11 protein-coding genes are annotated in these 11,598 nt (G+C 70.7%); 3 read left to right on the forward strand and 8 right to left on the reverse strand.

Annotated elements, in window-relative coordinates:
- Positions 1–108 precede the first annotated feature (108 nt).
- The 5 genes from ABZ297_RS44160 to rph all read right to left on the reverse strand — a co-directional run bounded on the left by ABZ297_RS44160 (position 109) and on the right by rph (position 5,414).
- Positions 109–378, reverse strand: coding sequence for a hypothetical protein (locus ABZ297_RS44160; protein WP_350802737.1), 270 nt, complete (start codon positions 376–378; stop codon positions 109–111).
- Positions 375–1,049, reverse strand: coding sequence for a toxin glutamine deamidase domain-containing protein (locus ABZ297_RS44165; protein WP_355359688.1), 675 nt, complete (start codon positions 1,047–1,049; stop codon positions 375–377). The genes ABZ297_RS44160 and ABZ297_RS44165 overlap by 4 nt, the downstream gene beginning before the upstream one ends.
- A gap of 1,372 nt (positions 1,050–2,421) precedes the next feature.
- Positions 2,422–4,035 (reverse strand): molybdopterin-dependent oxidoreductase, encoded by a 1,614-nt coding sequence (locus tag ABZ297_RS44170; protein ID WP_355359691.1) that lies wholly within the window; start codon positions 4,033–4,035, stop codon positions 2,422–2,424.
- Positions 4,036–4,107: 72 nt separating this feature from the next.
- Positions 4,108–4,698 (reverse strand): RdgB/HAM1 family non-canonical purine NTP pyrophosphatase, encoded by a 591-nt coding sequence (rdgB, locus tag ABZ297_RS44175; protein WP_355359694.1) that lies wholly within the window; start codon positions 4,696–4,698, stop codon positions 4,108–4,110.
- Positions 4,695–5,414 (reverse strand): ribonuclease PH, encoded by a 720-nt coding sequence (gene rph, locus ABZ297_RS44180; RefSeq protein ID WP_355359697.1) that lies wholly within the window; start codon positions 5,412–5,414, stop codon positions 4,695–4,697. The genes rdgB and rph overlap by 4 nt, the downstream gene beginning before the upstream one ends.
- A 74-nt stretch (positions 5,415–5,488) precedes the next feature.
- Here rph and ABZ297_RS44185 point away from each other — a divergent pair, with 74 nt between their 5' ends.
- On the forward strand, positions 5,489–6,721 hold the full coding sequence (locus ABZ297_RS44185; protein WP_355359700.1) for an MFS transporter: 1,233 nt from the start codon (positions 5,489–5,491) through the stop codon (positions 6,719–6,721).
- Here ABZ297_RS44185 and ABZ297_RS44190 read toward each other — a convergent pair.
- From ABZ297_RS44190 to ABZ297_RS44200, 3 genes are all read right to left on the reverse strand, one after another.
- Entirely contained in the window at positions 6,706–7,458 is a 753-nt protein-coding gene (locus ABZ297_RS44190) for an MBL fold metallo-hydrolase (protein ID WP_355359703.1), read from the reverse strand. The genes ABZ297_RS44185 and ABZ297_RS44190 overlap by 16 nt on opposite strands.
- Positions 7,427–8,278, reverse strand: a complete 852-nt coding sequence (gene murI, locus ABZ297_RS44195; protein ID WP_355359706.1) for a glutamate racemase — start codon at positions 8,276–8,278, stop codon at positions 7,427–7,429. Before murI ends, ABZ297_RS44190 begins: the two co-directional genes overlap by 32 nt.
- A gap of 63 nt (positions 8,279–8,341) precedes the next feature.
- A complete protein-coding gene (locus ABZ297_RS44200) occupies positions 8,342–9,133 on the reverse strand; it encodes a thioesterase family protein (protein WP_355359709.1) in 792 nt (263 codons plus the stop codon).
- A gap of 109 nt (positions 9,134–9,242) precedes the next feature.
- Here ABZ297_RS44200 and ABZ297_RS44205 point away from each other — a divergent pair, with 109 nt between their 5' ends.
- Positions 9,243–9,569 carry a hypothetical protein gene (locus ABZ297_RS44205; RefSeq protein WP_355359712.1) on the forward strand — a complete coding sequence of 109 codons (327 nt, stop codon included), beginning with the start codon at positions 9,243–9,245 and terminating at the stop codon, positions 9,567–9,569.
- Positions 9,570–9,654: 85 nt separating this feature from the next.
- Entirely contained in the window at positions 9,655–11,457 is a 1,803-nt protein-coding gene (locus ABZ297_RS44210) for a DUF3352 domain-containing protein (RefSeq protein ID WP_355359715.1), read from the forward strand.
- Positions 11,458–11,598: the final 141 nt, after the last annotated feature.

An 11,598-nucleotide genomic window follows, 5' to 3' on the forward strand; every position in this document is an offset into this window, starting at 1 on the left:
GCCCCCCCCGGGCCCCCCCCCCCGCCCCCCCCCCGCGGCCCCCCCCCCCCCCCCCCGGCGGCCCGGCCCCCGGCTCCTCGCCGCACGAGCGGCGGGCCTTTCCCCCGGTCAGCGGGGGGTGCGGCCCGGCCACAGTTCGGCGACCGTTTCCGGATCGAGGAGCGGACGGTTCACCACTTCTCCGGTGGCCCTGTCGATCACGATGCAGCCACCGCCGACCTCCCTGGGCAGCACCACCGGGTCTTCGGAATCCGTCTCCCTGACCCAGGCGACGTAGCCCTCACTGAACCTGTAGATCCCCACGCAGACGGCCTCGTGCGCGGGGCGGACCCCGTTGAAGTACTCCTCCGCCACCGCCCTGGCCTGGTCGAGGTTCATCGGGGGTGCCCCTGTCTGTCGACGATGACGCAGAACACGCCGGTCACCGTGGTGTACGGCGGTTCGACGGCCATGTGGCCGCGCTGCGCGTCGATCCAGATCACCTCGCCGTTGGAGTTGACGGCGTTCCACGCGTGCGCCCCGCCTCCCGGCCAGCGCACCACGATCACCGCCGCCGCCCCGTGCCCGGCCTCCAACAGCCGCCGTGCCACCATCGGGTAGGCGTGCCGTCCCCGGCCCGCGTACTGGAAGCGCTGGCCGATCCACCGTTCCATCCTGGCCACGCCAGCGACCTCGGGGGTGAGCAGGGGCCTGCCGATCCGGTCGTACTCGCGCAGTCGCGGCGCGGCGGCGGCGGGTTCACCGTGCCACGTCGAGAGCACGGCCAGCGCGCAGTCGGCCGCGTTGGACGCCCGGAACGGGTCGTCGGCCGGCCCTCCACCGTTGATCAGCCTGACCCAGGTGCCGCGCGGATCCGGGAACCGGGTTCCGGGGGGCACCGCGAGAGCGAGATCCTGCTCGACCTGCGCCTCCGGCTCCGCCAGCCCGCCGGGTATCCCGTACGGCCGGCAATCGGCGAGCCGGGCCGGCCGATGCGACCGGTCGAACCAGTCACGCCCGGCGAACCCCGCCTGCCGAACGCCACCCCACGCCCCGGCCTCCCCATCCACGACACCTGCCGGGACCGCCCCAGCGGGGGCTGCCACGGCAGGGAAGCCAGGCGGCACCATCCCGCCAGAGACAACACCGGGCAAGACCGTACCCACAGGCGCACCACCGGACGGCACCGCACCGGCGGGCGCAGCACCGGGCAGCGCCGTGCCAACAGGCCCAGCACCGGGCGGCACCGTACCGGCTGGGACCGCGCCGAGTGGGACGGCGCCGGAGGCTCGCCCGACCCGCGCGCCACGCTGGCCGGCCGCCGAAAGCCCGCCTCCCACGGGTCCGCCCGCCGTGAGCCCGCCTCCCGCCGAACCGGTCGCCGCAGGTCCGCCTCCTGTGGGGCCGGCCGCCGTAAGCCCGTCGAGTCCCTCTGCCGAACGTCTGTCCGCAGGCAGTCCGCCCGCCGTGAGCCCGCCAAGTCCCCCCGCCGGAAGTCCGGTCGCAGGAAGTCCGCCAACTCCCTCTGCCGGGAGTGCGCCCGCAGGCTCGGTCGCGCGCGCGCCTGTGAGCGTGCCGTCGGCGCCGCCGCCCGTCGAAGCGTGGACCGGCGAACCGCCTACCGGTCTCTCCTTGTGCTCGTCGCCCGTCAAGCGCTTTCTCACCGGAGCCTCTTGACGACTCTCGCTCGCCGAAAGACCTCTCCCCGCGGCGGCCTCGGGGTCACCGCTCACCAGGAATACCCTCGCCCCCGCAGTTGGAAGGGCAGCATTCACCGAACGGGTGTCCGGAGAGGCGTCGTCAACGCCATCGGCCAGAAGGCGTCTCCCCGCACCGGTATCAAAGCCATCACCCACCGGAAGGCGCCTCGCCGCACCCGTCTCAGAACCGTCGCTCGCTGCGAAAGCTCTCGCCGCGCCGGCCGGAATGCCGCTCACCGAAGTCCCTCTCGACAGCGCACCGTCCATGCTGTCGCTTGCCGTGGCGCTCCCCGACGAGGTACTCCTCGTCGAGGCGTTCCTCGTTGAGGTGTCTTCGCGGCTGTCGGTTGCTGAGGAATCTCGTGCCTGAGTGTCTCTGAGGCCGTCGCTCGTCGCGGAAGCTCCTGTCGGGGCTTCGGTCGTAGAGTCGTTCGCTGAGGAGTCGGCCGGTGGGAGCTCCCTCGAGGGCGGTGGGGTGTGCTCGGCGGCGCGTTCGTAGTCGCGCCACCTCACCCCCTCGCCCACGACCGGGTCGTAATGCCCTTCGGGAAGGACCCACCGGACGCTGGGCTTGCGGTCGCGGGACACGTCCTGCCTCCTGTCGTGCTTGACGACCGATCGTAGAGGCGCGGCCGTGGCCGGGAGGGCCAGTCAGGAATGTTCGCGCGGCAAACTGCCCGCCGTACCAGGGCAAACACGGAGATCCTGGGCGGCCGGGCACCCCTCCTTTAGGAGGAGGAAGTCAAGTCACCGTCACCTCGACGGTGTGCCACCCGGTCGCGCCGTCGGGCGCGGGCGGGGCCTGCTGCTCGGTCTGTGTGCGGCCGTGGGCGTCGGTCGCCCGCACCTGGATCGTGTGCTTCCCGGGAAACGCGTCCCAGTCGTACGACCACTGCCGCCAGGTGTCGGGGCCCGGAACCTGAGCCAGCCGCGCCTGCCGCCACTCCCCCCGATCGACGCGCACCTCCACCGCGTCGACGCCGGTGTGCTGCGCCCACGCCACCCCGGCCACGGTGGTACGTCCGGCTGGCACGGAGGCGCCCGGCCGCGGCAGGTCGATGCGCGACTGGGTCTTGATCGGCCCCTTGGCCGCCCAGCCCCGGGGTGTCCAGTAGGCCTCGTCCAGGTCGAACCTGGTCACCTTGATGTCCGTGACCCACTTGGTGGCCGAGACGTACCCGTACAGGCCGGGCACCACCTGCCGGACGGGGAAGCCGTGCTCGATGGGCAGCGCCTCGCCGTTCATCGCGATGGCGAACAGCGCGTCGCGACCGTCCGTCACGACGTCCAGCGGGGTGCCGCAGGTGAAGCCGTCGACCGAGGTGGACAGCAGCATGTCGGCGTCGGACCTGATGCCCGCCGCACGCAGCACGTCGGCCATCCGCACGCCCAGCCAGCGCGCGTTGCCCGCGTACTGGCCGCCGACCTCGTTGGAGACGCAGGTCAGCGTCACGTAGGACTCGGTGAGGGGACGCCTGAGCAGGTCGTCGTAGGTGAGCTCGACGGGCCGGTCCACCAGGCCGTGGATGCGTAGCTTCCACTGCCTCGGATCGACCTGCGGGACGATCAGCGCGGTATCGACCCGGTAGAAGTCCTGATTATTCGTGATGAAGGGTGACAGGCCGTTGATCCGGAGGTCCGCCCCGGCGGGCAGCGGCTTGGCGGGGTACGCGGGCGCGGGCAGCGCGAGCCTGGTCCTGGCGGCGTCTACCATCTTCCGCCCGCCCAGCATCTGCCCGACGACGGCCCCCACCCCGGCGACCGCCACGCCGCCGGCGACCCCGGTCAGCAACCGCCGCCGATCGAACGCGTACGGCTCGCACCCGGCCCGCATGACGGCGGGCCGCTCGGGGCCGGTGTCGCCGCTACCCGGCACGGCGGGCCGCTCAGCCGTCGCAGCGAGGCGCTCGGGCTCCACAGCGGCCCGCCGCATCAGCCGGCCGAGCGTCCACCCACCGGCCAGGACGCCCACCACCGTGGGAAGCGCGTCGACGATCCCGGCGCCCGGCCTGGTCAGCACGGCGAGCACGCCCACGACGCCGAACAGACCGAGCCCGACCCACCCGTAGCCGGGCCGCCGCCTGGCCAGGACGCCGATCACGGCCGCGACCAGGGCGAGCACCGCGAGCACCCCGCCGACGAGGACGGTCTTGTCGTTCTCGCCGAAGTTCTCGATCGCGAACTCTTTCAGCCACGCCGGCGTCAGGTCGACGAAGGCGTCACCGACGGCCACGACGGGAAACGTCTCGGGCCCGACCAGCCCGGCCACCAGCTCCGCCACGCCCAGCGCGACGCCCCCGGCCACCAGGCCCACCAGCGCACCGGCCCAGACCGGCACGACCACGTTTCTCTGCACGCTACAGACGTTACGTCCCCGCATACGGGCCGGTTCTTACACGGTGGTTACGGAGGCGGTTACAGGGGGTGGTTACGGGGTCAGCAGGCTACGGACGATCGGCGCCAGAGCGCGGAACGCCCGCCCCCGGTGGCTGATGGCGTCCTTCTCCTCGGGCGACAGCTCCGCCGTGGTGCGCGTCTCACCGTCGGGCACCAGGATCGGGTCGTAGCCGAACCCGTTGGTGCCGCGCGGTGTGGTGATGAGCCGCCCGCTGAGAGCGCCCTCCACGACGCGCGACTCGCCCGACGGCAGGGCCAGCGCGGCGGCGCAAGCGAAGTGGGCCGTCAGCTTCTCGGCGGGCACGTCTGACACCTGCGCCAGCAGCAGCTCCAGGTTGGCCTGGTCGTCGCCGTGCCGCCCGGACCAGCGGGCCGAGAACACGCCGGGCATGCCGTTCAGCACGTCCACGCAGAGGCCGGAGTCGTCGGCCACGGCGGGCAGGCCCGACCCCTGCGCGACCGCGTGCGCCTTGAGCAGCGCGTTCTCCTCGAACGTGACGCCGGTCTCGGCCACCTCGCCGATGGCGGGAAACTCCTCCAGGCCGACGATGTCGAAGCCGGACAGGATGCGGCGGAGTTCAGCGATCTTGCCCGCGTTACGCGTGGCCAGCACGATCTTCATGCGCCCAGGGACTCCTGTTGGATCAGGGTGAGCTCCTCGCAACCCGCCGCGGCCAGGTCGAGGAGCCGGTTGAGCAGGTCGCGGTCGAAGGGGGCGCCCTCGGCGGTGCCCTGCACCTCGACGAAGCTGCCGTCGCCGGTCATCACCACGTTCATATCGGTCTCGGCGGAGACGTCCTCGGTGTAGCAGAGGTCGAGCATCGGCACCGAGCCGACCACGCCGACCGAGACGGCCGCGACGGAGCCGACCAGCGGGTCGCCGGGGCACATCTTGCGCTCGCGCATCCACGCGACCGCGTCGGCCAGCGCCACGTAGGCGCCGGTGATGGCCGCGGTGCGGGTGCCGCCGTCAGCCTGCAGGACGTCGCAGTCGAGCAGCACCGAGTTCTCGCCCAGTGCCTTGTAGTCGATGCAGGCGCGCAGCGAGCGCCCGATCAGCCGGGAGATCTCGTGCGTGCGCCCGCCGATCTTGCCGCGCACCGACTCGCGGTCGTTGCGGGTGTTGGTCGCCCTCGGCAGCATCGCGTACTCGGCCGTGACCCACCCCTGGCCGCTACCCCTGCGCCAGCGCGGCACGCTGTCCTGGACGGAGGCCGCGCACAGCACGCGGGTGCCGCCGAACTCGACCAGGACGGACCCTTCTGCATGGGCCAGCCAGTTCCTGGTGATGGTGATGGGGCGGAGCTGGTCAGGGTTGCGGCCATCCTGTCGAGACATGCAGTTCACCCTATCTCCGTGCCGTAACACTCTTGACCGAAAGTGTCCGACACATAGATCCTTACGCAATGACAATGGGGGTGTTGCGAAACCCTGACTTCCTCCGGTTCCTCAGCTCCCACGTGGCGAACGAACTCGGTGCCAATGTCGCACGTGTCTCGCTCCCACTGGTTGCCGTGCTCGTCCTGCACGCCTCCCCGCTCGAGCTGGGAACCCTCTCCGCGCTGCAGACGGTCGCGTTCCTGGTGATCGGGCTGCCCGCCGGAGTCTGGGTCGATCGGATGCGCAAACGACGCGTCATGCTGACCTCGGACCTGATCCGGTTCGTCCTGCTGGGCAGCATTCCGCTGGCCTACGCGCTCGGGCTGCTGTCGATCCCCATGATGTTCGCGATCGCGCTGCTGGCCGGCACCGCGCAGGTCTTCAACGACGTGGCCGACCAGACCTACACGCCCGAACTGGTCAGCCGGGAGAGCCTGGGCGACGGCAACGCCAAGCTGGAGTTCGTGCGCTCCGGCGGCGCGCTGGCGGGGCCCAGCCTCGGCGGCCTGCTCGTGCAGGTGGTCGGCGCCCCGTGCACGCTGCTGGCGACCGCTCTCGCGTCGCTCGGCTCGGTGCTCTTCCTGAGCAGGATCAAGACCCCTGACGAGCCGCCGGGCGAAGCGGAGCGGTCTGGTCTGATCAAGGGCATCGGCGAGGGGTTCGCGTTCATCTGGTCGGACCGGCTGTTACGGGTGATCGTCGCGACCACGGGGGCCACGAACTTATGCATCAGCGCGGTACTCGCCCTGTCGGTGCTGTTCCTGGCCGACGTGGTCGAGCTGTCGCCGGGCGTGATCGGTGTGCTGCTCATGTCCGGCGCCGTGGGCGGCCTGCTCGGCGGCGCCACCGGGAGCTTCCTGTTCAAGCGGTACGGGACGGCACGGGTGACGTTCCTGGCCATCACCCTCAGCTCGCCCTTCGGCCTGCTGTTGCCGATGACGCAGCCCGACTGGCGGGTGTCGTTCTTCACCATCGCCTCGATCGCGCTCTCGTGGGGGGCGATCCTCTACAACGTCGGCCAGCTCACCTACCGCCAGCTGGCGGCCCCCAGCCACCTGCTCGCCCGGGTCAACGCGACGGTGCGGTTCATGGTCTACGGCACGCTGACCGTGGGGGCGCTGCTCGGGGGGCTGGTGGCCCAGCAGATCGGGGTCCGGCAGGCGCTGTGGGTGTTCATGCTCTGCCGTCTCCTCTCCTTCCTGCCGCTGCTCTTCTCGCGGCTGCCACGCCTGCGCGACTTCGCCGAGGCTCAGGCCAAGTCGTAGCTGGCGCCGCTCCTGGCCAGCTCGATCGGCCCCTGGTAGCCGCCGGTGGCGGCCTCGTCCATGACCTTGTTCTGGTCGTTCCAGGGCACCAGGTGGGTGAGCACCAGCCTGCCGACGTCGGCCCTGGCGGCGTGCTCGGCAGCCTGGCGGCCGGTCAGGTGCAGGTCCGCGGGCAGGCCGGGCCGGTCGAGGAAGGACGCCTCGCACAGCAGCAGGTCGGCGCCCTTGGCGAGTCGCACCAGTTCGGACGACTCGCCGGTGTCGCCGGAGTAGGCCAGCACCCGCCCGCGGTCGGCGACGCGGAAGCCGTACGCCTCCACGGGATGGTTCACCAGACCCGCGGTCAGCGTGAACGGCCCGATCTCGAAGCTGCCCGGCGCGAGCGCGACGAAGTCGAAGGCGGTCTCCAGGCCGGGCTCGTCCGGCATGCCGTACGCGGCCGCCAGCCGCCGGGGGGCGTCGGCGGGGGCGTAGACGGGCACCTTCGGGTACGGCGCGTCGGGCCCGTACGTGCGGGCCACGTGGTAGCCGCAGATGTCCAGGCAGTGGTCGGCGTGCAGGTGCGACAGGCAGACGGCGTCGATGCCGTAGAGGCCGGCGTGACGTTGGAGCGCGCCTAGGGAGCCGTTGCCGAAGTCGAGCAGCAGCCTGAACCCCTCCGATTCCAGGAGATAACAGGACGCGGGGCTGTCGGGTCCGGGAAAGCTACCCGAGCAGCCGACGATGGTCACCTTCATGTGGGCCTCCGTTCCAGGTACTACCCCCCAAAGGTGCGACTTCGACCGCGTCGATCTCCGGGCCGAGGAATCGCCGCCCGAGCTGGGCGAAGAGCGTGGAGTCGCCGGTGGCGAGGAAGCGGTGCCGGGGGGTGGCTCCGTCCCGCGCCGCCAGGTCGCGGTCGTGCAGGATCCGATAGACGTCCTTGGCCGTCTCGTCGGCGCTGGAGACCAGCGTCACCCCGTCACCGGCGACGTACGAGATCGCGCCGGTGAGCAGCGGGTAGTGGGTGCAGCCGAGGATGAGCGTGTCACAGGCGGCGGCCCGGATGGGTTCCAGGTAGCCGCGTACGACCTCGATGAGCTCGTCGCTCGTCGTCTCCCCTCGTTCGACGTACTCCACCAGGCGTGGGGCGGCCACGCCGGTGAGTCGCACGTCGGGGGCGGCGGTGAAGGCGTCGTGGTACGCCATCGAGTCGATGGTGGCGCGCGTGGCGATCACCCCGACCCTGCCGGTGCGGGTGGCGCGCACCGCGCGCCGGGTGGCCGGCTGGATCACCTCGACGACCGGCACGTCGTACCGCTCGCGGGCGTCGCGCAGCACGGCGGCGCTGGCGCTGTTGCAGGCGATCACGAGCAGCTTGACGCCGTGCTCGACGAGGTGGTCCATCACCTCCAGCGCGTAGGCGCGGACCTCGGCGATGCGTTTCGGCCCGTAGGGCTGTCGGGCCGTGTCGGCCACATAGGTGATGGACTCGTGCGGGAGCTGGTCGATGATCGCTCTCGCGACCGTCAGACCGCCCACTCCACTGTCGAAGATCCCAATACTCGCGTCCGGCACAGTTCTAGAGGGTAGGCGACCTGCGGGATCTTCTCTGCGTAAGAATCCTCACACTGCGCGTCGTCAGCCGCGGCCCACGCGGGCGAGCTGGCGGGACTGGGCGACGAGCCTGCCGGCGGAGTCGCGGACCTCGACCTCCTCGTCGAACCAGCCGTCGGAGACCAGGCGGCCGGTGCCGATCAGGGTGAGCAGGCCGGGGGCGGGCAGGGCGCGCAGGTGCCAGGTGAGGTCCACGGTGGGGGCCCAGCCGCGGGCGCCCGCGGAGAACACGACGGGCGGGAGGGCGTCCACGGCCAGGGCCAGCACGTACGGGTCGGGGTCCTGCGGTTCGGCCATCCTGAAGTAGGCGCGCGACTCCGGCCTGCCGGTCGGCGTGCCCGTCAGCCAGCCGATGGTGGGCGGGTCGAAGAGCAGTTCCATCTGCGCGTTGAGCGTCATGTTGGACTCGGGCTTGGGGTCGGGCAGCTTCACGCAGTCTTCAGGACGTGGCATGAAAAAGGACGATTCATCGGCGTATACGGGTTCGGCGTCGTGCAGCGTGGCCGTGGTGACCAGGCTCTCGATCTGCGCCACGCCGTCCTGGACCAGCGTGGCCCTGGCGAAGGCGGCGGTTCTGCCCGTCTTGAGATGCTCGACCCGCACCTGGGCGGGCCCCGCGACGGGCGCCTTCAGGAACTGCGCGGACGTGGTCACCGGGTGCTCGAACGGCGAGGAGTCCACCACGGCGCGCAGGAGCACGGCCAGCAGGTAGCCGCCGTTGAGCGGGCCGCCGATCGCGTATCCGGGGTCGAGGCAGACGTCGTAGGTGCTCTCGTCGACCCGGATCGCCTGCGTGGCCTCGTCGAACTTGGTCATCCGCCCTGCCTCAAAGCCGGAACTATATTCTAGTAGCCTCACACTCTACGACATTCGCCCATCAGCGCGCCTACCTGCGGAAACGTTCTCCCGGTGCGAAAGTTCGATCATGGGAAACGTCACGGAGCTGCTGGGGCAGTCGGTCTGGGACTCCAACGGGGTCTGGGTCGGCCAGGTCGTGGACATCCGCGTCATCAAGAACAGGGGCGAGCTGCAGCAGGCTCAGACGATCTGCGGGCTGGTCGTCTCCGGCAGGCGCGGCCCGCTCCTGCGCCGGTTGACGGGTGATCGCCAGGGCAGGCTCGGCTGGCTGGCCGAGCTCCTGGCCCGGGTCTTCTACGTGGGCTGCACGTTCGTCCCGTGGACGGACGTCATGGACTACAGCGGCGGTGAGGTTCACATCAGCACCACCCGCAATACCCTTACTCGCGCCTAAATCCGACTTCAGTACATTGCAAGCGCCCGTCTAGCAACATCAGCTACCTTTTTGTGGGTCAAAAGTCCACATTGTGAGTTGAGTGATGTCTGCGAACAATCCCCCAGGCGGCCAGGATCCCGACCGGACCACGGCGTACCGCTGGAACCAGGAACAGCAGCCAGAGAACCCGGCGTCCCACGGCCAGCCGTACCCGCCCCAGCAGCCCCCGTACGGCCAGCAGCAGTACGGGCAGCAGGGCTCCGCCTCGTACGGGCAGCAGGCGTCCTACGGCCAGCAGCCCCAGGGGCAGCCGTACGGCCAGCAGCAGTACGGACAGCAGCCCTATGGTCAGCAGCCCTTTGGCCAGCAGCCCGCATACGGGCAGCAGCAGCCCTCCTACGGCCAGCAGGAGCAGTACGGGCAGTCCGGCTGGCAGCAGCAGGGCCCCGACGGCTTCGGGCCCGCCGAGCCCGCCAAGAAGGGCCGCAAGAGCTGGATCATCGCCATCGCCGCCGCGCTGGCCATGGTCCTGCTCGGTGGCGGCGCCGTGTGGGCGGTCGGCGCGATCGGCGGCGGCGGCACGCAGCCGCACGAGGTGCTCCCTCCCAACTCGGTCGCCTACGTCCGCTTCGACCTGGACCCCGCGGCCAACCAGAAGCTCGCGCTGTTCCAGATCGCCCGCAAGTTCACGGTCACCAAGGACACCTTCCAGGGCGACGACCCGCGCCAGGCGCTGTTCGAGGCGTTCAAGAAGGACGGTGGCGAGGACATCGCCAAGATCGACTTCGCCAAGGACGTCGACCCGTGGCTGGGCAGCAGGATCGGCGTGGCAGTGGTCCCGTCGGGCGGCCAGGAGCCGGACTTCGCGGTCGCCGTCCAGGTGAAGGACGAGGAGCAGGCCAAGGCCGGCATCGCCAAGCTGATGGGCGAGGACAAGTACGGCATCGCCTTCCGCGACGACTACGCGCTCATCACCAGCGAGCAGGCGAAGGCCGACAAGTACGCCGCAGAAAGCGGCAGCCTGGCCCAGAACACCGAGTTCAGCGACGACCTGAACGCACTCGGCGAGCAGGGCGTCATGTCGTTCTGGACGCACCTCGGCGAGATCGGCAAGCTGGCCAAGAGCGACATGACCCCCCAGGAGGCCAAGGCCCTGGAGCAGGTCAAGAACGCCAGGTTCACCGGCGCCCTCCGCTTCGACAGCGCCTACGCCGAACTGGCCGGCGTGATCACGGGCGGCGAGGGTCTGACGGACGGCGACGTGCCCACCACCAACCTGGCCACGCTGCCCGGCTCGACCGCGGGCGCGCTGTCCGTCTCGGGCCTGGACCAGATCATCACCAAGAGGTGGGCCGAGGTGGAGCAGTCGGCGGCCGCGTCGCCGGAGGTCAAGTCCTTCATCGACCAGGCCAAGACCAACCTCGGCCTCCGGCTTCCCGACGACCTGGCGACGATCTTCGGCAAGAACCTGACCCTCGCGGTCGACAGCGAGGGGCTCGACAGCGACCAGATCAAGGGCGGCGTCCGGATCGTCACCGACCCGGCCAAGGCCCAGACGGTGGCCGACAAGATCGAGCAGGCCATGACGTCAGGCGGCCAGCAGGCGCCGAAGCTCTCCAAGATCAAGGGTGACGGCACGTTCACCGTCGCCACCACCGACGAGTACGCCAAGAAGCTGTCGGAGGACGGCAACCTCGGCGACAGCGAGACCTTCCAGACCGCCATCCCCGACGCGGGGAACGCCACCTTCGGCCTGTACGTGGACCTGGACAAGGTGGAGAAGTACTACCTGCAGAGCATGGAGGGCGACGACAAGGCCAACGCCCAGGTGCTCCGGGCGGTCGGCCTGAGCGGCAAGACGTCCGAAACCGAGGCGACGTTCTCGCTGCGGGTGCTGTTCAACTGACCGGGCGCGAGGGGCCTGGCGGCTCCATCTGACCCGAGCGGGGGGGGGGGGGCCACGCGCCGCCCCCCGTACGGAGCGGGCCCCGCCCCGGGGCCCGCCGCCCCACAGCGGGCGGGCGGGACAGAACACACGCGCGCCCAG

The organism is Nonomuraea sp. NPDC005983, from assembly GCF_040614375.1.
GTDB lineage: Bacteria > Actinomycetota > Actinomycetes > Streptosporangiales > Streptosporangiaceae > Nonomuraea.